Here is a 20,221-nt window from a genome sequence, read left to right on the forward strand (position 1 = left end):
AACAGGACAGGAGAGACGTTAAGGTCCTCCGTCGTCGTGCGCGGCTACACACATTGCCACGTGGCACGCCTACGGTGGAACGCATGCGTCCTGTTGTGCTTCTCGCCTGCTGCCTCCTCGCCGCCGCATGCGGCTCGACTCCACCCGACGTCGAACCGCTACCGGAGAGTCCCGAACCGGCGGGAGCCACGGTCTTCTCGGCGCGACCCGACATTGTCGAGGCGCACCCGCTGACCATCACGTCGTTCTCACGTGTCGGCGACGACCGGCTCTCCCTGCATTTCGAGACCGGAACCCCGGAATGCTTCGGCGTCGACCCGACCGTGACCGAGACCGACGACGTCGTGACAGTGTCGCTGACGGGCGGCACCCTGCCGGAGGCGCAGGACAGCATGTGCATCATGGTCGCGGTGTTCGGAACGGTCGAGGTGCCGTTGCAATCGCCGCTCGGGGATCGAGTGGTCACCGCCTCCTGATCGATGCAGTCTCCTCCACGCCACTGGCTGTTCTATCTCTGCATCTCCACCGCGCTGCTGCACGCAGCATTCCAGTCGGTGCGCGTGCTCGTGTCGTACCGGATCCTCGCTCTCGGCGGCGACGCCGCGACGATCGGCATGGTCACCGCCCTGTACGCGATCGTGCCGTTGCTCGCAGCGGTCCGGATGGGGCGCGCCGTCGACCGCGGCCATGCCACGGTGATCCTGCGCGGGGGCATCGTCGTGTCCACCCTGGGTGTCGGCCTGATCGCGCTCAGTTCCGGCCTGCTGGTGCTGGGGCTCGGCAATATCGTGCTCGGACTCGGCCAACTGCTCGTCACCGTCTCCGGTCAGGCGTTCGTCTCGATCCTGTCGCCGCCGGGCGAGCTCGACCGCGGATTCGCCGGGATCACCCTCGGCGTGTCGATCGGGCAGGCCGTGGGAGTGCCGGTCGCGGGCATGATCGCCGCGACACACAGCACCGGCGACGGCGCCGTCGAGACCACGGGTGCGCTCATCGCGATGACGGTGCTGGCCGCGCTCGCATTGCCGTTCGTCATCGGGCTGCGAGAACCGCCCGGATCCGGGCGCACCGCGAAGGACGGTCCACCCCAGTCGGTTCGCTCGATGCTCGCCACGCCCGGCATGAAACCGGCGATGCTGTCGAGTCTCATCGTGCTGGCCTCCGTCGACCTCATCGTGGTGTACCTACCGCTGCTCGGAGAGCAGTTCGGCTTCGGGGTGCTACTGGTGTCGGTGCTGCTCACCGCGCGCACGGTCGCGTCGATAGTCTCCCGCGCGCTGCTGCCGTGGGCGTTGCGCCGGATCCCGCGGCGGCAATTGTTGTTGTCGGCGACCGCAGGCACGATCGTGCCGGTCGCGCTGATTCCTCTGGTGCCGAACCCGTGGGTGATCGGGGTGCTGCTCGCAGTGTGCGGAGTGTTCTGGGGCGTGGGCCAGCCGCTGACGATGACGTGGGTCGTCGAACTGGTCGCGCCATCGGATCGGGCGTCGGCGCTGGCGGTGCGGCTGACGGGCAACCGTCTCGGGCAGGTCGCGGTGCCACTCGCGGCGGGCGCGGTCGCCGGTGTCGCGGGGGTCGCCTCGGTGTTCTGGGTGACGGCGGCGCTGCTGTCCGCCGCCGCCACCTCGACGTGGCGCGCCTTGCGCAGCTGACGCGGCCCGGGAGCAGCGATTCAGTGGCAGGCCGACGGCACCGCCGCGAGTATGTCCCTTGTCGCGGCCGCCAGCCGATCGAGCCACGGCCCGGTACCCGCTGCCCGACGAAGCGCTTCATTCGGTAGCTCGATGCTCACCGGCAGATGCTCGGGCAGCGTCGCCCAGATCGCGGGGAGATCGATGCCCCCCGTCCCAGGTACGAGTCGTTCTTCACGAGCGTGCCGGATCAGTTCGGCGTCGTCGGTCGGGGCGGGCACCGACCCGTCGCACATCTGCGCATAGTGCAGCCATTCCCGCGGAATCGCGGCCAGGTCGTCGAGGGACGTCGTGGACCGTCCGACGTGCAGCGCGTCGACGAGAACGCTGCGGGCCGGGCCGTCGGCCTGTGACACGATCTCGACCGCGGCCTTCGCGTCGGGCACGGCTGTCCACGGCATGAACTCGAGGCTCGCGACAATCCCGTACTGCGCGCACAGCTGCGCGAGCTCGGCGTACGAGTCGGTCAGCCGTCCACGGTCCGGGTCGTCCCCGCCCACGAGCACGGCGCGGGCGCCCAGCCGCGTGCCCGCTTCGAGCATCGGCACATACGCGGCGGCATCGAAATCCTCACCGATGCGGATGATCTCGAGATCGAACACGTCGACCGGTGAGTCGTCGAGCCGCCTGATCAGTGTGTCGAGTGCAACCCGGTTCTCGTGCAGCGGGTACGCGATGGTGCCCGGCGCGGCCGGGAGCAGACGCAGACCGATGGTGTCGAAACCGTGCTGTTCGGCGAGCTCGACATGATGCAGCGGCGCGATGTCGAGGACGGTGAGGGCAGCAAGCCCCAGCGGTGCGGTCATCGGTGATCTCCTGGGGTCGAGGCGAGGCGGCGACCGGTGAGGTAGCCGAAGGTCATGGCGGGGCCGAGATTGATGCCGCCCGACGGGTAGTGCCCGCCCATCACGGATGCCTGGTCGACACCGACGGCGTAGAGGCCACCGATGGGCTGGTCCTTCGTGTCCAGCACCTGCGAGCGGACGTCGGTGACCAGGCCGGCGAAGGTACCGAAGCTGCCCGGCACCACCTTCACGGCGTAGTACGGACCCTTCTCCAGCGGCGCGAGCGACGGGTTCGGCCACGGATTCGCGGTGTCACCGGAACGCTGCGCGAACGGGGTTGTGCCCCGGTCGAACTCGGGGTCCACACCCTCGCGGGCACCCTCGTTGAAGGCGCTGACGGTCTTCTCCAGCCCGCCCGGGTCGACACCGATCTTCTCGGCGAGCTCGCGGATCGTCGAGCCCTTGGACAGATACCCGGACCGGACGTACGGGAACAGCGGAATCGGCAGCGGCTTCGCGAACCCGAGCGGCAGGTACCGCATGTAGCGGGCATCGGCGATCAGCCAGGAGCACACCTCCTGCCCTTCCGGGACATTCTTCATCATGCCGAGCGTGTAGTCGTGGTAGCCGAGGGCCTCGTTGACGAACCGGTGGCCGTCTGCGAGCACACCGATCACACCGGGCTTGCCGCGGTCCATGATGTGCGGGAACACACCCTCCTTGCCGTTGCGGTACTTCACCAGCGACACCGGGCAGTACGCGACCGGGGAGGCGCCGGACCGGTCCAGCCGACCACCGACGGACTCGCCGAGGGTGATGCCGTCACCGGTGGTGGTCGGCGGGGTCAGCGTCCAGTGCTCCCGGCCCGTGGGGGTGCGCGGGAACAGTTCCTTCACCCGGTCGAGGTCGTGGGTGAACCCGCCGGTCGCGAGTACGACACCACGGCGCGCGGTGACGGAGTACGCGCTGTCCGTCCCCTCGAGGCGAACCCCGGTGACCGCACCGCTCTCGTCGGTGACGAGGGCGGTCGCCGAGGTGTTCACCCGGATCTCGACGCCGGCATCGAGCGCGGAACGCAGCAACCGGCCGACGAGCGCGGTGCCGTTCACCAGCTGCTGACCGCGACGCTTGGTGACGAGGTCGAACATGTGCGTCGACACCCGCCGCGCACAGTGCACGAAGGCCTTCGGTGACCGGGTGGAGTGCAGGAACGCCTGCAGATCCGGGCCGGCCATGATGCCCATGCCGAGGAACGACGTCTCGTACAGCTGCCGGCGCAGCAGGCGCGCCACCTCGGGGCCGAGCTTGCGCAGGTTCACCGGCTTGGGCCCGACGGAACGGTGCCCGGTTCCGGCGCCGGGGGTGTTGCCGTGGATGTCGGCGATGCCGGCGCCTGGCACGAACTGCAGCGCGGTCTTCGTCTCGAAGAACTCGACCATCTCGGGGGCACCGTCGAGCAGTGCGTCGACCTTGACGGCGTCGAAGTTGTCGCCGAGCCGGTGCTCCAGGTAGGTGCCGGGCAGCTCACGCGGCTCATCGACACCGTCGGCGTGCGCGAACAGGTTGCGAGGAGCCCAGATCCAGCCACCCGACCACGCGGTGGCACCACCGCACACGCCGGCCTTCTCGACCACCAGCACGGACGCACCACCGTGGGCCGCGGCGACCGCGGTGGCCAGGCCACCGGCGCCGGAGCCGACGACGACGACGTCGTAATTGTCGGTGGATGTAGCGGGATTCATCACTGCTCCTCGGATGCGAGTACGGGTGTGGGTGCGAGGTCGACGGGCCGGCCGGTGCGAGCCGACTCGTAGACGGCTTCGACGACGGCGAGGGAGGTGCGGGCGTCGCGCCCGGTCACGGCCGGCGGTCGACCGGTGCGCACAGCGTCGGCGAAGTCCTGCACCTGCAGGGTGTGGAAATCGGTGAGGCCGGCGTTGACGGCGCCGACGTCGAGGTTGGCGTGTACCTCCGGGTCGTAGGGGGCGCGGAACCCCAATTCGCCTGGGACGGTCCACAGTTCGTTGACGCCTTCGCGGCCCTCCGGGAACTCGAGGACGCTCGCGACCGCCCCGGCGGACCCGATGACGGTGACGCGGTTGCCGAGGTTGTGGTTGACGCCGGTGGTGGCGGTGATCGTCGCCGATCCCCCGGACTCGAACGTCACGACAGCGGAGGCGGCGTCCTCGGTTTCGATGTGGTCGCCGTGGAAGCGGGTACCGATGACACCGGTGACCCGGACGGGTTCACCCATGAACCACTGCAGCATGTCGATCTGGTGCACGGCCTGCGTCATGAGCACGCCACCGCCGTCGGTGTCCCACCGGCCGCGCCACGGGTCGGCCGAATAGTAGGTGGACGGTCGGTGCAGAAGCACCGACGCCTCCCCGAGCACGGGCTGCCCGATCCGGCCGTCGTCGATCGCCGCCTTGATGCGGCGCGCCGCCGGCCAGAACCGTCGCTGGAACAACACCCCGAGCGTGACACCGGCACGGTCGGTGGCGTCGATCATGCGGTCCGCCGCCGCGACGGTCCCGGCGATGGGCTTCTCGCACAGCACGTGGATGCCCGCCTCCGCGGCGGCGACGACGATCTCCTCGTGCACCGGATGCGGCGTGCACACGGTGCACGCGTCCAGACCGAGCGCGAACAGCTCTGCCGTGGACGACACCGAATGCGGCAGACCGAATTCCGCGGCGAAGGCGCGAGCCCGGTCGAGGTCGGCGTCGCAGCAGCCGATCACCTCGACGCCGGGACTGTTCTGCAGGGCTCGGGCGTGGTTGCCGGCGATACGCCCGCACCCGACGATTCCCGCACGCAGCATCAGAAGTGCTCCTCTCGTTCGACGTCGCGCGCGGCGTTCTCACCGCGATCGAGGGCATCGAGCGCCACGATGTCGGCGGCGTCGAGTCGCACCTCCGTCGCAGCCAGGTTCTCGGCCTGCCGCTGCGGGTTCGCCGACCGCGCGACCGGGACCACGCCGTGCGCGCGGTGCCACGCGAGGATCACCTGCGCGGGTGTGTGCCCGAGCCGCTCGGCGATCCCGGTGACCACCGGGTCGCCGAGGGTGTCGCCGCGACCGAGCGGGCTCCACGACTGGGTGAACACCCCGAGCTCGTCGTGTGCCCTACGCACCGGCACCCGCGCCAGGGTGGGGTCCATCTGGATCTGGTTGACGGCGGGTGCTTCTCCGGTGTCGTCGATGACGCGGCGCAGGTGGTGTTCGAGGAAGTTCGAGACGCCCACGAACCGGATCAGCCCGGCCTCGCGGCACTCGAGCATCGCCGCGAAGGCCGCCGAGTACTTGTCGAGTCGCGGCAGCGGCCAGTGGATGAGGAACAGGTCGAGGTAGTCGAGGCGCAGGCGGGTGAGGCTGCGCTCGACGGCGCCGCGGATGTCGCCGGACACGTGGTCGCTGCCGCGAAGTTTCGTGGTGACGAACAGCTCGTCGCGGGGCACTCCGCAGGTGGCGAGGCCGGCGCCGACTGCATCCTCGTTCTCGTAGACCGTGGCGGTATCGATCAGCCGGTATCCGGCGTCGATCCCGGCGAGCACGGCGCGGGTGGCATCGTCCCCGACAAGCGGCCAGGTTCCCAGACCGATCGGAGGCAGCGCTGCGCGCACGGCATCGCGCGTCGTGACCGGGGTGGTGTCGGTGGTCATGCGGAAACCTCCATGCGGGTGGTAGCGCGGGCTGCCTCGGCGGTGATGCGGACGGCCACATCGGCGGCGGTGACGTTCGCGGCGTGAATGGATCCGCCGTCGCCGCTCGCGTCACCCACGCTGTACACACCGAGCCGCGGGGCGAAACGCCGCAGGTCGGCGAGCAGGTCGGCGCGGGGTTCGATGCCCTGCGAGACGAGCAGTTCGCCCGGTGCGTCGACGGTGCGCTGTTCACCGTTCGTGGAGATCACCACCCGGTCGGTCTCGATGCGAGCGATGGTCGACGACAGGTGCGCGGTGAAGTGCTCCGCGGCGTCCAGGCGCGGCAGCAGGACGATCTTGGCGCGGCGTCCCACGTCGTGAGCGATCGTTTCCTGCGGGCCGATCATGACGACGGTCGTGCCGCGCTGCAGCAGATCGTCGGCGACAGCAGCGGCCTCGCGGTCGGCGCCGAAGATGGTGATCGCCTCGGGGGCCGGATCGCCGGAGCACAGGAACTCCCGAACGTCGCGGACGCGGCGGGAGTCCAGGCCGGGCACGTCGAGGACCGGGCCGCGTCCGCCGGTGGCCAGCACGATCGCGTCGAAATCGAGCGCTGCGAGCGTCTGGGCGTCCACGGTCACGCCGGTGTGGCAGGTCACCGGAAGCTCGGCGAGTTCGGCGAGGTACCAGTCCACGATCCGTCCATATTCCGGGTATTCGTGGAGATCAGATGCGAGCGCGAAATCTCCTCCGAGGCCGTCACGTTCGTCGTAGACATCCACCTGATGGCCCGCGACGGCGAGTTCGCGTGCCACCGACAGACCGGCCGGTCCGCCACCGATCACCACGACCCGTGCCGGCACGCCGGCGGGTGCGGTGGGCTGGTCGAGTTCGCGTCCGACCCAAGGGTTCACCGAGCACGGCACCGCGCCGGCGGCGAGGCTGTCGATGCAGTAGTTGCACGCGATGCACGGGCGGTAGCGGGTCCCGGCGATCGCACGGTTCGGGAAGTCCGGGTCGGCGTGCAGCGTGCGGGCCATGGACACGAAATCTGCCTGGCCGGAGACGATGATCTCCTCGGCCGATTCGGGGGTGCTGATGCGACCGGCGACACCGACGGGAATGTCGAAGTCGCGAGTGTACTGCTCTGCGTAGGGTGCGAGCAGGCCGCGAGCCCACTCGCCGGGCTGGATGATCCACTGTCCCGCTTCGTAATTGCCGGCCGACACGTCAAGGAAGTCGAGGCGGCGCGTGTCGATCGCGTCGAGGCGGGCGCGGGTGGTGTCGGCATCGAGACCACCCTCGACACCTTCGAAGGCAGAGAAGCGGATGCCGAGTGCCAGGTCGGGCGCCGCGGTACGCACGGCGTCGATGACACGGTTGACGAACAGGGTGGGATCGGCCCACTTGTCGTCGCGCTTGTTGTAGGCGGGCGAGAGGAACTGATGGATGAGATATCCGTGGCCACCGTGCAGCGACAACACGTCGACTCCTGCCTGCGCGCAGCGCGCGGCGGCCTCGCCGAAACACTCGATGATGTGCTCGATGTCGTCGTCGTCGAGCTGCTCGGGCATCTCGCCACCGACGACCATGCACGGGATGGGGGTGGGTGCGACGGGAACGAATCCGCTGACGGCGCCCTGTGCAGTGCGGCCGCCGTGGTTGAGTTCCACGCCGACGAGCGCGCCGTACGCGTGCACTGCCCCGGCCATGCGGGCGATGCCGGGAATGCGATCGTCGTCGTCGACGCCCATCTGCCGGATACGGCCCTTGCCGTCGGCCCGCACGTAGGCGGCTTCGGTGAAGACGAGGGCCGCTCCGCCGGCGGCGCGCTGTTCGAGGTAGGCGATGTACTCGTCGGTCATGGTGCCGTCCGCGGCGCAGTAGTTGCGTTCCATCGGTGCCGACACGAATCGGTTGCGCAGACGCACCGGGCCCAGGTCGAGTGGCCGGGCGAATGCGGGGGTGTTCATCGAATCTCCTTGGTGAGGCTGTCCTCGATCAGTTCGTCGAGGTGGCCGCGCATGCGTCCGGGGTCGGGGGTGACCCCGGTCAGCAGCGCGAAGGTATCGGCGGCCTGCGCCACCAGCATCTGTCCGCCGTCGAGCACGTCGCATCCGGTGCGGATGGCCGCAGCGATCAGCTCGGTCCGCAACGGCCGGTAGACGATGTCGGCGACCCACAGGTCGGGGCGCAGCGCGGCGGTGTCGAACGGGGTGCCGGGGTGACCGGTCATGCCGATCGGGGTGGCGTTGACGACGCCCCGGCACTCCGGCAGTGCGGCGGGGATGTCCGCGACCGCGAGCGGTGTTGCCCGGACGGGGAAGGCGTCCGAGACGCGGGAGCACACATCCGCGGCGCGGTCGGGGTCGACGTCTGCGATGCGCATGTCCTTCACGCCGGCGCCGCCGAGCGCGTAAGCGACCGCCGAGCCTGCGCCGCCGGCACCCACGAGCAGCACCGTGTCCAGGTCGGCCCCGGGCAGTCCGCGCTGCAGCGCGGTGAGGAACCCGCTGTGATCGGTGTTGTGACCGATCAACCGGCCGTCGTCCACCACTACGGTGTTGACGGCACCCAGCAGCCGCGCGTTGTCCGACAGGTCGTCGAGGGCGGGAATGACGAGCTGTTTGCAGGGATGTGTGACGTTCAACCCGGTACGGCCGTCGCGGACTGCTTTGCGGACGACGTCGGCGGTGTCGGCGACGTCGAGGTTCTCGGCGTCGAGGTCGACCAGGTCGTAGCGGTAGTTGCCGAGACCGAGCTCGACGGCTTCGTGCGTGTGCAGGGCCGGCGACAGCGACGAGCCGATTCCGGCGCCGACCAGCGCGATACGGTGCGCGGGGGACACTATGGTGCTCCTGTGGGGTGGTGTGCTTCGGCGCTCACGGGGAGCACCTCGGTGAGGGCGATCGGTCAGGCGTCGGCGAAGCTCTTCTCGAGTTTCGCCGGTGAGGTAGGGCTCGATCCGCCGAGTTCCTCGGTGGGGGTGCGGTAGGTTTCGGGACCGGTCAGCGCAGCGCCCGCGGACAGGACTGCGAAGCCCAAGCACATCCACGCGACGGGGGCCCAGTTGGCGACGTCACCGGACGAGATGACCTGTGCGATCGCGGGGGTGAATCCGGCGACCAGCAGACCGAGCATCAGGCTCACGGCCATGCCGGTGTAACGCACCTTCGCGGGGAACTGCTCCGGGAAGTAGGCCGGGTAGATGCCGTTGGGCATCGCGTAGAAGAAACCGATCATGATGATGCCGCTGGCGAAGACCATCGGCGTGCTGCCGGTGCTGATCGCATGGAAGAACACGAACACCATGCCGCCCGATCCGATCGCGCCGAACACGAACACCGGCTTGCGTCCGATGCGGTCGGCGAGGATCCCGAAGAGCGGTTGAGTGAGCACCGCGACGAAGTTGGCGGCGGCGATCGCCCACAGCATCGAAGACCGTTCCATGCCCTGCACATCGACTGCGTACGCGAGGGCGAAAACGTTGACGATGGTGTTGATCATCGCGAAGCTGGACGACAGGCTGACGCGGATCACCGTGCGCCAATGCGAGCGGAACATCTCGACGACCGGCAGCGACGCCGTCTCGCCGTTCTCCTGCATTTCCTCGAACACCTCGGGCTCGTCGAGCTTGCGACGCAGCCACACGGCAACGACCGTCACAACGATGCTCAGCCAGAACGGGACCCGCCAACCCCACGAGTACAGGGCGTCATCAGGCAGCGACGCCACCGGAATGAAGACCAGGCTCGACACGACGATTCCGAACATGATGCCGCTCATGGTGAACGACGTGAAGAACGCGCGACGGCGCTCCGGAGAGTGCTCGAGGGTGAGCGATGACGACCCAGGCGATTCACCGCCGGCGGACAATCCCTGCAACAAACGGAGCAGCACCAGGATCACGGGTGCGGCCATACCGATCTGGTCGTAGGTGGGCAGGCAACCGATGATGAACGTCGAGATCCCCATCATGAGCAAACAAGCCAGAAGCGCGTTGCGCCGGCCGAATTTGTCGCCCCAATGTCCCCACAGCACCGCGCCGAGCGGACGCGCCACATACGCGACGCCCAGGGTACTGATCGACAGAAGAGTCGCGGTCGCGCCGCCGCCGGGGAAGAATATGTGGCCGAAGACCAGGGCCGCGGCAGAGCCGTAGATGAAGAAGTCGTAGTACTCGAGTGTGCTTCCGAGGAAGCCGGAGATCGCCGCCCGGCGGGCGTTCGCGGTGCTGCCCGTACCGGGGGCGGCCGCGTGGCTGTTCGTCATCTGATGTTCCTTTCGTCCCAGAATCCGACGAACTCCGAGGGCTCTTCCGAGAAGACGGCCCTCATACTCGCCGGAACGAAACGAGAGTGACACGCAGCACTATTTCGCGTCCAACACTGAAAAAGTCTTTGAAAAAGACCGATTACGTCTCAATAGGCCCGGGCAGGATCTCCTCGGCGAGATCGAGCGCTACCTGTAGTGCCGGCGAGATCCGCTTGCGCGACCACCCGAGTCCGTGCTGCATGTAGACAGGCTCCCCGGCAAGGGGCACGAACACGGTGCCGGGCGGGGCGATCGGTGCGATTCCCGAGGTCATGAGCGCGACACCGACTCCGGTCGAGACGAGCAGCAGGATCATGTACGGGTCGGTGATCTCCTGCACGATGCGTGGCCGGAAGCCCGCGTCCAGGCAGGCGCGCATCGCCACCTCCTGCAACGACGATCCCGCGGAGATCGGCGTGGTGATGAACCCGTCGTCGGCGAGATCGCGGAGGTCGATCTCCGATTCGCCGGCGAGTGGATGGTCGGTCGGCAGCACCGCCCCGAACGGTTCGCGACGGATCAGCCGCGTCGCGACGCTCACAGACTGCACAGGAAGCCCCACGAAGGCCAGATCGAGTGCGCCGCTTTCCAGTTGATCCACCGCATCACGCGTCATGATTCGACCGACCAGGGTCAGTTCGATGTCCGGGTAGCGCTGACGTAGCGCACGGGTGAGCGGCGGTAACGCCAGATGGTTCAACACACCGGTGAACCCGATCCGGATCCGGCCGTAGACGCGCCCTTCCGAGGCGCGGGCGGCCTGCCTGGCCGTCTCGACATTTTCGAGAATCTGGTAGGCGTGCGGCAGAAAGGCGTGCCCGCCCGCAGTGAGCGCGACACTGCGGGTGTTGCGTTCGAACAGAGTGACGCCGAGATCCTTCTCGAGTTTGCGCACCGTCTGGCTCAGGGGCGACTGCGCCATCTGCAACCGTTGGGCGGCCCGGCCGAAGTGCAGTTCCTCGGCGACCGCCACGAACGCTTGTATCCAGCGAATTTCCACCGATTACCTCCTCGAGGGATTGACGCCCGACTCCGCGGCCGTATATTGATCTCGCACACAACAGTGACATAAATTATGTCGATTTTGTACATAGCTTGTGCTCGGTTCGTACATAGATCCCCGAGGAGACCTCCGATGATCACCTATCCCACACGCGCGACCGCACTCGTCACCGGAGGTGCCAGCGGAATCGGCGCAGCGTGCGCGAAACGCCTCGTTGATGCCGGCGTGCGGGTCACCACCGCCGACATCGCCCCCGGCGCCGACGACTATCTCGACGTCACCGACCCCGATTCCGTCGACCGGCTGCGAACGCGCGTGGGCAAGGTGGACATCCTCGTCAACAGCGCCGGCATCGTGGGACCGTCCGCACCCGTGACCGACGTCGACTTCGCCGACTGGCAACGCACCTTCCGCGTCAACGTCGACGGCACCTTCCTGATGTGCCGCGCGTTCACCCCCGGCATGATCGAGTCCGGGTGGGGACGCATCGTGAACCTGGCGAGCATCGCGGCGAAGGACGGAAACCCCACCCAGAGCGCATATTCGGCGTCGAAGGCCGCCGTGATCGCATTGACCAAATCACTCGGCAAGGAGATCGCCACGACGGGCGTGCTCGCCAATGTCGTCGCCCCGGCGGCCGTGGAAAGCCCCATGAATGCCGACACAGACCCGGCGATCCTCGCCCGTTCACAGAGCCTGACTCCGATGAGCCGGATGGGCCGCCCGGAGGAGATAGCGGAACTCGTCGCGTGGCTGTCTTCGGACGCGTTGAGCTACTCCACCGGCGCCGTGTACGACGCGAGCGGTGGGCGTGCGTCGTACTGACACAACCGTCGTGCCGGTACCAGCGCGAGGTCAGCGACGCCGCATCCGCACGTAATTGCCCACCACAGCGGCACCGAGACCGTCGAGGTCCGGCGCGACCACACGACCACCCACACGGCGTGCCATCCTGTCGACGATCCGCGCGAGCCCGGGATCGTCGCCGAGCCGGAAGATCGTCACCTGCGCATCGATCTTCGCGAGATGGTCGAGTTCGCGCACGGTCAGCCCGAGAGTCCGTGCACTGGGCGGGTAGTCGAATGCCGCGTACCCGTCCGATTCCAGATGTGCGGTCGGTTCCCCGTCGGTGACGACGAGCACCACCGGCTGCGCGTTCGGATGACGTCGTAGATGTCTGCCGGCGAGCAACAGCGCGTGGTGGAGGTTGGTGCCCTGCTCGTAGACACCGTCCAATCCAGCGAGTTCAGGGGCAGTGACCACACGTGCGTGCCGGCCGAACGCGATGAGCTGCAGCGCATCACCGCGGAATCGGGTGGACACGAGGTGATTCAATGCGAGCGCGGTGCGTTTCATCGGCACCCACCGCCCGTCCATGACCATCGAGAACGAGGTGTCGACGAGAAGTGCGACCGCAGCCTGCGCACGCTGTTCCGTCTCGACCACTTCGACGTCCGACACCGCCATCCGCACGGGCACACCGGGATCGCGCAGCGTCGCATTGGTCAATGTGCGCACGACATCCCACGGTTCGGTGTCGCCGAACTCCCACTGCCGGGCCGCTCCGGTCGGTTCCCCCATCGCCCCCGCGCGCCGCGTCTCGCGCTGCCCGCCCCGCGACGAGATCCGGTTCATCACATCGCGCAGCGCGTGCTGCCCGAGTTGCCGCATGGCCTTCGGCGACAGACGCCACTGCCCATCGGCACCACGATCGAAGAACCCCTGCTTCTGCAGTTCCTTCTCGAGTTCGGCGAGAGTCCGCGCATCGGCGGCGGCCTCCGGACCGAGATGACGTTCGAGGGCATCGAGATCGACGTCGTCGAGCGACGCACCCGCGTACTGCTGCGACAGCTGCTCGGCGAGCTGGTCGAGTTCGGAGATCTCCTGCAGCGCTCCGGTACCCTCCCCGAGCCCCATCCCCTCGTCGCCGCGGAACCGCTGGGAACCGGTCCAGTCCTCGCCGGGACGGGCCGAGCGCAGATTGCCGTCGAGCCGGTCGAGTTGCTGCATGAGGTCCGGGGAGCCGAATGCCTGCTGGGCCAGCGCATCGAGTTCGTCGCGCTGTTCCTGCGTCAGCGAATTGCGCAGGCGCTGCGCCGCCGCGGCACGCTGCGCGAGGGAGTCGAGCAGTTCCTCGACGTTCTGCGGATTCTCCGGGAAGAAGTCGCCGTGCTCGGCCATGAACTGCTCGAAGTCTTCCGGGGTGTCCTCACCGCGGGAGTGCTTGTCGAGTAGATCGTTGAGATCCGAGAGCATCTCGGCGATGCGCTGCCGGTCTTCGTCGGTCGCGCCTTCGAGCGCCTGCTTCATGCCCGCGAACCGCTGGTCGAGCATCTCCCGGCCCAGGAGGTCGCGGATCTTCTCGTAGTCCTCGCGCGCTCGGGAGCTCCGCCAGTCGTAGTCGGCCAGTTCCTGCACCGCCTGCGCCGTGGAACTCGGGAGTTCCTCCATGCGCATCTCCGAGAAGCGCGCGTCGTCGTCGAGTGCCCGCGCGAGCGTCTTCCGTTCTTCGAGGACGGCCTTGTCGAGCAGTTCGCGCACCTCCCGCAGGGTGCCGTCGAGGTTGGTGCGATCGAGCAGCTCACGCTTACGCCGGTTCGCCTGCGCCGCAAGCTTGTCCAGTCCTCGCATGTTGCCCTGCCCGCGCCGGAGCAGCTCGCGCAACGCCTGCCGCGGCGAACTGCCCGCGAGGACGTCGTCGCCGATCGACGCGAGGGCATCCCGCAGGTCCACCGGCGGGGCGAGCGGATCACCTCCGTGATAGGGACCGTATCGAGCTGCCCTGCTCATCAGGAATACACCGCCGCGCCGTCGTCGCCAGTATCCTTGGAGATGCGCCGCGCCAGGTAGAGCCCCTCGAGTGCGAACTCGATCGCTGAGGCGCGGGTACCGGGATCGCTCGCGCCGAGGCGGTCGGCGATGTCGTCGAGCACGGGCAATTCGGGAAGTTCGTCGAGCAGCACTTTCGCGGTGATCCGCTCCCCCGTGACCACAGGATCGCCCTGTTCGACGGCCGCGACGAGCGGGGCGAGGTCGATGCCGGCCAGGCGAGCACGGGCGGTCTCTGCGGTCGCGCGCCGCAGCAGGTGGTCGAGGACCTCGAATTCTCGCCCCTCCTCACCGGACTCGAATTCGACCTTGCCGCGCAATACTTCGACGACGGTGCCGAGATCGACCGGACGCGCCACCGGATCGTCCTCCCCCAGCACCGCACCGCGGCGCACGGCCGAAGCGGCGACGGTCTCGGCCCCCGCGACCGCGAACCGTGCCGAGACACCGGACCGTTGGTCGACCGAAGTCGACTCGCGCAGCAGCCTGGTGAAGCGCGCAAGGATCTCGAGCAGGAAACCGGGAACACGGGACTGCAATTCGGCCTCCTGCCGGATCACCGCGATCTCGTCGTCGAGTTCCATCGGGTAGTGCGTACGGATCTCCGCGCCGAAGCGATCTTTGAGCGGGGTGATGATGCGTCCGCGGTTCGTGTAGTCCTCAGGGTTGGCGCTCGCGACGAGCAGCACGTCCAGCGGCAGCCTGATGGTGTATCCGCGCACTTGGATGTCGCGTTCCTCCATGACGTTCAGCAGCGACACCTGGATGCGTTCGGCGAGGTCGGGAAGCTCGTTGACGGCGACGATACCGCGGTGCGACCGCGGCACGAGACCGAAATGGATGGTCTCGGGGTCGCCGAGACTACGCCCCTCCGCGACCTTGACCGGGTCGACGTCGCCCACGAGGTCGGCGACGGATGTGTCCGGGGTGGCCAACTTCTCCGCGTAACGCTCGCTGCGGTGCCGCCACGCGACGGGCAGGTCGTCGCCGAGTTCGGCCGCGCGCCGGATCGACGCGGGTGTGATCGGCTCGTACGGGTGTTCGCCCAGTTCCGACCCGGCGATCACGGGTGTCCATTCGTCGAGGAGCAGCGGCAGGGTGCGCAGCAGGCGGGTCTTGCCCTGGCCTCGTTCACCGAGCAGCACCACGTCGTGGCCGGCGAGCAGCGCCCGCTCGAGCTGCGGGACCACCGTCTCGTCGAATCCGACGATTCCTGGCCACGGATCGGTGCCGTCGCGCAGGGCGGTGAGCAGATTCTGTCTGATCTCGTCCTTGACGGAACGCTGCACGTGTCCGGACGCGCGCAGAGCACCGAGAGTGGACGGGCGGGAAGAAGGTGACGTCACCCCACCAAAGGTACGACTGTCGCGACGTTTCGGCACCCGCTCGCGAATCGGACGGGTGAATGGACGGCAACGTGGAGCGCCGCGCATACACTTCCGCTCATGGACACCTGGCTCCTGGCGGTGCTGCTCGGGCTCGGCCTGGCCGCTGCGACCGGGTTGCGCACGTTCCTCCCGCTGCTGATGTTGAGCGCGGCCGTGCACTTCGAATTGTTCGGAATCGTCGTGGGTGACTCGATGCAGTGGGTCGGTTCCACGGCGGCGCTCATCGCGTTGGCGATCGCCACGGTCGCGGAGGTGCTCGCCGATCTGATCCCGCTCGTCGACAATGCGTTGTCTCTGGTCGGTACGGTCGCCCGTCCGATCGCGGGTGCGCTGGTGGCGTGGGCAGCGTTCAGCGAGCTCGATCCGGCGTGGGCGGCGATCGCCGGGATCGTGGTGGGCGCGCCCACCGCGCTCGCGGTGAGTACCGCGCAGACCGGAACCCGCGCCGTGAGTACCGCCACAACCGCGGGCGTCGGCAACCCCGTGCTGTCGGTGATCGACAGCACCGCGTCGTTCGTGACGTCGCTGATCGCGCTGGTCGTGCCGCTGCTGGTGATCCCTCTGTTGATCTTGTTCGGCTGGCTCGGGTTCAAGGGATATGCCCGGATGCGACGCGCCCGCCGCGCGGGAACGGCCTGAGTGTCCGCAAGGTCCGGTCCTTCTGATAGACAAATGACATGTCGGACACCGAGATCACCTTTTCCAGCGGCGATGTGACCCTGCACGGCAGCATGCGCATCCCCGTCTCGATCAAGGGAGCGGTACCGGCGGTGCTGTTACTCGCAGGCAGCGGACCCACCGATCGCAACGGCGACAGTGCCCTGCTGCCGGGAAACATCGGCACCCTCCGGCACCTCGCCGACGTCCTCGAAGACAACGGTTTCGCGAGCCTGCGCTACGACAAGCTCGGCAGCGGCACCACGGGCCTGGGCCCCTATGATGTCGAGGACGTCGCCGATCTCGGATTCTCGACGTTCATCGATGCCGCCTCCGACGCGCTGGCCTTCCTCGCGAAGCAACGCGGCGTGGACGCATCGCGGATGTACGTCGTCGGGCACAGTGAGGGCGCACTGATCGCGCTGTCGCTCGCGCAGGACAGCGCCCGAACCGAACACGACATCAAGGGCCTCGGCTTGATCGAGCCGCTGGCTGTGCGCCTGCTGGATCTGCTCACCGCCCAGATCGACGCCCAACTCGACGCCGTGGTGTCCGCGCGGCAACTGCCTGTACAGATCGCCGACGAACTGCGTGTCGCGCTGGCGGGTGCGGTCGAGTCACTGCGCGCCGACGGCACACTGAGCGACAACCTTCCCGAGCCGCTGCGCAACGCGGGGCTCGTCTCGGCCAACGCCAAGGCACTCGCCGAAGAGGACGCACTCGATCCGCGAATGCTGGCCGCGCAGGTCGACGGCAACCTTCCGGTCCTCACGACCGTCTCGTCGAAGGACATCCAGGTCCGCATCGAGGACGTCGACTCGCTCGACTCCGCGCTGGTGCACACCCGGCTGACCTCGCTGCGCATGCAGCGCACCAACCACGTTCTCAAGGACGTCGGCGACCAGCAGTCCACCGGTTCCGACTACGTCGCCGACCTGCCGTACTCCCAAGAGTTCACTTCCGGTTTCCAGAAGTGGGTCGGATCCCTCTGACCTGCATCAATGCGTCCGGCGCGAAATCTCAGATGTCGCTTTCGCGTCGATAGTGTATTGTCTTCCGTTAACCCGCTGGAGCACACAAGAAAGGTACGGTCCGATGCGTATTCAGTATCAGTTCTGTAAGCGCCGCTCCGTACCGTTCGCGTTCTTCCACTCCCACGTAGCCCCGCGGCAACCCCGAGAATAGAGTCCTCGACGACTCGCCTCTCGGGCACCCGGGCACATCGCCCCGGGTGCCTTTTTCTTTCCCTTCCGACAGGAGAACACTATGAAATTCCGACTCACCCCTACGGGCGAGATCCCGAAGGATCTGCCCGACGATCTGACCGGCCACGCCATCACGATCGACCTCAGCCACGTCGACGCCGAGAAGGGCGCCGAAGCGGCCGTCCTCATCCGCAAGCTGCTCGACCGCGGCGCTGCCCGCCTGGTCATCGCCGACGACCGCGGCGTCCTCGACGCCCCCGCACAGCGCACCGCCCACCCGCAAGCCGCCTGAACAGCAGCAACTGCGAGTGGGCGGTAGCCCTGCGAGAAGACTCGCTCCGCTCGGGATCAGTGCGCGAAGTGCCGCGCACCCGTCAGGTACAGCGTGATGCCGGCCTCGCGAGCAGCGTCGATGACCTCGTTGTCGCGCACCGATCCACCCGGCTGCACCACGGCCTTGACGCCCGCCTCGGTCAGAACCTGCAGGCCGTCGGCGAACGGGAAGAACGCGTCGGACGCCGCAACGGAACCGACGACACGGTCGCCGGCGCGGGTCACCGCGAGCCGCGACGAATCGACCCGGTTGACCTGGCCCATGCCGACACCGATGGTCGCGCCACCTGACACCAGCAGGATCGCGTTCGACTTCACGGCACGCACCGTGCGCCACGCGAACTCGAGATCGCGCAGAGTCGCCTCGTCCGCGGGGTCACCGCACGCGAGCTGCCAGTTGGCGGGCGAATCTCCCTCGGCCGTGATCTCGTCGCGCTCCTGCAGAAGCAGACCACCGGAGATCTGACGCATCTCGATCTGCGCCGACTTCGGTGAGTCCGCGCGCAGGATGCGGATGTTCTTCTTACGGGAGAGCACTTCGACGGCACCGTCGGCGTACGACGGGGCGATGATGACCTCGGTGAAGATCTCGGCGACCTGCTCGGCCATCTTCACGCTCACCTCGCGGTTCGCGGCGATCACACCACCGAACGCCGACACCGGATCGCACTCGTGGGCATTGCGGTGCGCTGCGGCGATGTCGTCGGCGATCGCGATGCCACACGGATTGGCGTGCTTGATGATTGCGACGCACGGCTCGCTGTGGTCGTGCGCAGCGCGCCACGCAGCGTCGGCGTCCTGGTAGTTGTTGTACGACATTTCCTTGCCGTGGAACTGTTCGGCCTGCGCCAGTCCGGGCTCGCCGTCTTCGGAGACGTACAGGGCAGCGGCCTGGTGCGGGTTCTCGCCGTACCGCAGGACATTCGCGCGGGTCCACGTCGCGCCGGCCCATGCCGGGAACTGCGACTGCTCTCCCCCTGCTACTTCCCCCGTCGCTTCGCTCGCCCCCGCTACATCACCCGTCGCTTCGCTCGCCCCCGCTACATCACCCGTCGCTTCGCTCGCCCCCGTGACATCCCCCGTCGCTTCGCTCGCCCCCGCCTCGGCTGCATAGCCGCTGTTCATCCAGCTCGCGACCGCGACGTCGTATGCGGCGGTGTGCTGGAAGGCCTGGGCCGCAAGACGCTTGCGCTGCGCCAGCGTGAATCCGCCACCATTGACGGACTCGAGGACGCCACCGTAGGCGGCGGGGTCGACGACCACCGCGACCGACGGGTGGTTCTTCGCAGCGGCACGCACCATCGACGGACCGCCGATGTCGATCTGCTCTACGCACTCATCGGGAGTCGCGCCCGAGGCCACGGTCTGCGTGAACGGGTACAGGTTGACGATCACCAGCTCGAACGCCTCGATACCGAGATCGGCGATCTGGTCGAGGTGGTCCTGCTTGCGAGTATCGGCGAGGATGCCGGCATGCACTCGCGGGTGCAGCGTCTTGACGCGACCTTCGAGGCATTCGGGGAAACCGGTGAGTTCCTCGACGCGCGTCACGGGCACGCCTGCTCCGGCGATCGTCGCGGCGGTAGAGCCGGTGGACACCAGTTCGACGCCCGCGTCGTGCAGGCCACTCGCCAGCTCGACCAGTCCGCTCTTGTCGTAGACGCTGACCAGTGCGCGGCGCACAGTCTTACGTTCGGTCACTGGGGATCACGGCCTTTCGTCCATCGGATACAACTCCACGGGTCGCGACGGCGGCGACAACGTCGACCAGCAAGCGTCGTTCCACAACCTTGATGCGTTCGTGCAGGGCAGCCTCGTCGTCGTCGTCGAGGACCGGCACGGGTTCCTGCGCAAGAATCGGCCCGGTGTCGACCCCACCGTCGACGAGGTGCACGGTCGAACCGGTGACCTTCACGCCGTACGCCAGCGCGTCGGGTACAGCGTGCGCACCGGGGAACGACGGCAGCAGAGCGGGGTGCGTGTTGATGATTCGCCCACCGAATCGCTCGAGGAACGCGGTACCGAGGATCTTCATGAACCCTGCGGTGACAATGAGGTCGGGTTCGTGTTTCGCGACGGCCTCGGTGAGGGCGCGATCCCACTCACCGCGGTCGGCGTAGTCGCGCAGCGCAACCTTGAACTGCGAAACCCCTGCGACGTCGGCGTGCTCCTGCGCGGCGCACACGCGGTCGACGCCGACTGCGACGATCTGCGCGGGATACCCGTCGGTGCGGGCCGCGTCGAGGAGCGAATACAGCAGACTTCCCGCGCCCGAAGCGAGCACGACGATCCGCGCGGGTGCGGTGGGCGGCAGCTGGTCACGCGAGGCAGTCAGCGCTCTACTCCTGGAACTCGAGGGGGCAGGCCGGTG

General features: G+C 67.9%; 18 protein-coding genes. 6 read left to right on the plus strand and 12 right to left on the minus strand.

The window, feature by feature from the left end; genetic code table 11:
- Positions 1-83: 83 nt before the first annotated feature.
- Complete coding sequence (locus Q7514_RS19880; RefSeq protein WP_330134986.1) at positions 84-476, plus strand: hypothetical protein; 393 nt, start codon at positions 84-86, stop codon at positions 474-476.
- Between the two features lie 3 nt (positions 477-479).
- Positions 480-1,652, plus strand: coding sequence for an MFS transporter (locus Q7514_RS19885; protein ID WP_330134987.1), 1,173 nt, complete (start codon positions 480-482; stop codon positions 1,650-1,652).
- Positions 1,653-1,672: 20 nt separating this feature from the next.
- On the opposite strand, the gene Q7514_RS19890 is transcribed toward Q7514_RS19885, so the two are convergent.
- From Q7514_RS19890 to Q7514_RS19925, 8 genes are all read right to left on the minus strand, one after another.
- A complete protein-coding gene (locus Q7514_RS19890; protein ID WP_330134988.1) occupies positions 1,673-2,497 on the minus strand; it encodes a sugar phosphate isomerase/epimerase family protein in 825 nt (274 codons plus the stop codon).
- Positions 2,494-4,218 carry an FAD-dependent oxidoreductase gene (locus tag Q7514_RS19895; RefSeq protein ID WP_330134989.1) on the minus strand — a complete coding sequence of 575 codons (1,725 nt, stop codon included), beginning with the start codon at positions 4,216-4,218 and terminating at the stop codon, positions 2,494-2,496. Before Q7514_RS19895 ends, Q7514_RS19890 begins: the two co-directional genes overlap by 4 nt.
- Positions 4,218-5,303 carry a Gfo/Idh/MocA family protein gene (locus tag Q7514_RS19900; protein ID WP_330135030.1) on the minus strand — a complete coding sequence of 362 codons (1,086 nt, stop codon included), beginning with the start codon at positions 5,301-5,303 and terminating at the stop codon, positions 4,218-4,220. Before Q7514_RS19900 ends, Q7514_RS19895 begins: the two co-directional genes overlap by 1 nt.
- Positions 5,300-6,139, minus strand: coding sequence for an aldo/keto reductase (locus Q7514_RS19905; protein ID WP_330134990.1), 840 nt, complete (start codon positions 6,137-6,139; stop codon positions 5,300-5,302). Before Q7514_RS19905 ends, Q7514_RS19900 begins: the two co-directional genes overlap by 4 nt.
- Positions 6,136-8,094 (minus strand): oxidoreductase, encoded by a 1,959-nt coding sequence (locus Q7514_RS19910; protein ID WP_330134991.1) that lies wholly within the window; start codon positions 8,092-8,094, stop codon positions 6,136-6,138. Before Q7514_RS19910 ends, Q7514_RS19905 begins: the two co-directional genes overlap by 4 nt.
- Positions 8,091-8,969: a shikimate dehydrogenase gene (locus tag Q7514_RS19915; RefSeq protein WP_330134992.1), complete on the minus strand. Its 879-nt coding sequence runs from the start codon at positions 8,967-8,969 to the stop codon at positions 8,091-8,093. Before Q7514_RS19915 ends, Q7514_RS19910 begins: the two co-directional genes overlap by 4 nt.
- A gap of 65 nt (positions 8,970-9,034) precedes the next feature.
- A complete protein-coding gene (locus Q7514_RS19920; RefSeq protein ID WP_330134993.1) occupies positions 9,035-10,393 on the minus strand; it encodes an MFS transporter in 1,359 nt (452 codons plus the stop codon).
- Between the two features lie 142 nt (positions 10,394-10,535).
- On the minus strand, positions 10,536-11,435 hold the full coding sequence (locus Q7514_RS19925) for a LysR substrate-binding domain-containing protein (RefSeq protein WP_330134994.1): 900 nt from the start codon (positions 11,433-11,435) through the stop codon (positions 10,536-10,538).
- 135 nt (positions 11,436-11,570) lie between these two features.
- On the opposite strand from Q7514_RS19925, the gene Q7514_RS19930 reads away from it, so the two are divergent.
- Positions 11,571-12,263, plus strand: coding sequence for an SDR family NAD(P)-dependent oxidoreductase (locus Q7514_RS19930; protein ID WP_330134995.1), 693 nt, complete (start codon positions 11,571-11,573; stop codon positions 12,261-12,263).
- A 30-nt stretch (positions 12,264-12,293) separates the two neighbouring features.
- Here the strand turns inward: Q7514_RS19930 and Q7514_RS19935 are convergent, their stop codons facing one another.
- Complete coding sequence (locus Q7514_RS19935; RefSeq protein WP_330134996.1) at positions 12,294-14,228, minus strand: vWA domain-containing protein; 1,935 nt, start codon at positions 14,226-14,228, stop codon at positions 12,294-12,296.
- Complete coding sequence (locus Q7514_RS19940) at positions 14,228-15,613, minus strand: sigma 54-interacting transcriptional regulator (RefSeq protein ID WP_330134997.1); 1,386 nt, start codon at positions 15,611-15,613, stop codon at positions 14,228-14,230. Before Q7514_RS19940 ends, Q7514_RS19935 begins: the two co-directional genes overlap by 1 nt.
- 99 nt (positions 15,614-15,712) lie before the next feature.
- On the opposite strand from Q7514_RS19940, the gene Q7514_RS19945 reads away from it, so the two are divergent.
- The 3 genes from Q7514_RS19945 (at position 15,713) to Q7514_RS19955 (ending at position 17,809) form a co-directional block, all read left to right on the plus strand.
- Positions 15,713-16,294, plus strand: a complete 582-nt coding sequence (locus tag Q7514_RS19945; protein ID WP_330134998.1) for a DUF4126 domain-containing protein — start codon at positions 15,713-15,715, stop codon at positions 16,292-16,294.
- 38 nt (positions 16,295-16,332) lie between these two features.
- On the plus strand, positions 16,333-17,304 hold the full coding sequence (locus Q7514_RS19950) for an alpha/beta hydrolase (protein ID WP_132472196.1): 972 nt from the start codon (positions 16,333-16,335) through the stop codon (positions 17,302-17,304).
- Between the two features lie 274 nt (positions 17,305-17,578).
- Positions 17,579-17,809 carry a hypothetical protein gene (locus Q7514_RS19955; protein ID WP_330134999.1) on the plus strand — a complete coding sequence of 77 codons (231 nt, stop codon included), beginning with the start codon at positions 17,579-17,581 and terminating at the stop codon, positions 17,807-17,809.
- A 56-nt stretch (positions 17,810-17,865) separates the two neighbouring features.
- Here Q7514_RS19955 and purH read toward each other — a convergent pair whose 3' ends face one another.
- Entirely contained in the window at positions 17,866-19,551 is a 1,686-nt protein-coding gene (purH, locus tag Q7514_RS19960) for a bifunctional phosphoribosylaminoimidazolecarboxamide formyltransferase/IMP cyclohydrolase (RefSeq protein ID WP_330135000.1), read from the minus strand.
- Entirely contained in the window at positions 19,538-20,185 is a 648-nt protein-coding gene (gene purN / locus Q7514_RS19965) for a phosphoribosylglycinamide formyltransferase (protein WP_330135031.1), read from the minus strand. The genes purH and purN overlap by 14 nt, the downstream gene beginning before the upstream one ends.
- Positions 20,186-20,221: the final 36 nt, after the last annotated feature.

It is taken from the genome of Rhodococcus artemisiae, from assembly GCF_036327795.1.
Taxonomy (GTDB): Bacteria; Actinomycetota; Actinomycetes; order Mycobacteriales; family Mycobacteriaceae; genus Rhodococcus; species Rhodococcus artemisiae.

What these genes read in the sequence shown, in the direction of transcription:
- Q7514_RS19910 (WP_330134991.1), bottom strand. Translation starts at nt 8,094, where the DNA reads ATGAACACCCCCGCATTCGCCCGGCCACTCGACCTGGGCCCGGTGCGT.
- Q7514_RS19955 (WP_330134999.1), top strand. Translation starts at nt 17,579, where the DNA reads ATGAAATTCCGACTCACCCCTACGGGCGAGATCCCGAAGGATCTGCCC.
- Q7514_RS19885 (WP_330134987.1), top strand. Translation starts at nt 480, where the DNA reads ATGCAGTCTCCTCCACGCCACTGGCTGTTCTATCTCTGCATCTCCACC.
- Q7514_RS19945 (WP_330134998.1), top strand. Translation starts at nt 15,713, where the DNA reads ATGGACACCTGGCTCCTGGCGGTGCTGCTCGGGCTCGGCCTGGCCGCT.
- Q7514_RS19930 (WP_330134995.1), top strand. Translation starts at nt 11,571, where the DNA reads ATGATCACCTATCCCACACGCGCGACCGCACTCGTCACCGGAGGTGCC.
- Q7514_RS19895 (WP_330134989.1), bottom strand. Translation starts at nt 4,218, where the DNA reads ATGAATCCCGCTACATCCACCGACAATTACGACGTCGTCGTCGTCGGC.
- Q7514_RS19950 (WP_132472196.1), top strand. Translation starts at nt 16,333, where the DNA reads ATGTCGGACACCGAGATCACCTTTTCCAGCGGCGATGTGACCCTGCAC.
- Q7514_RS19905 (WP_330134990.1), bottom strand. Translation starts at nt 6,139, where the DNA reads ATGACCACCGACACCACCCCGGTCACGACGCGCGATGCCGTGCGCGCA.
- Q7514_RS19890 (WP_330134988.1), bottom strand. Translation starts at nt 2,497, where the DNA reads ATGACCGCACCGCTGGGGCTTGCTGCCCTCACCGTCCTCGACATCGCG.
- Q7514_RS19920 (WP_330134993.1), bottom strand. Translation starts at nt 10,393, where the DNA reads ATGACGAACAGCCACGCGGCCGCCCCCGGTACGGGCAGCACCGCGAAC.
- Q7514_RS19935 (WP_330134996.1), bottom strand. Translation starts at nt 14,228, where the DNA reads ATGAGCAGGGCAGCTCGATACGGTCCCTATCACGGAGGTGATCCGCTC.
- Q7514_RS19880 (WP_330134986.1), top strand. Translation starts at nt 84, where the DNA reads ATGCGTCCTGTTGTGCTTCTCGCCTGCTGCCTCCTCGCCGCCGCATGC.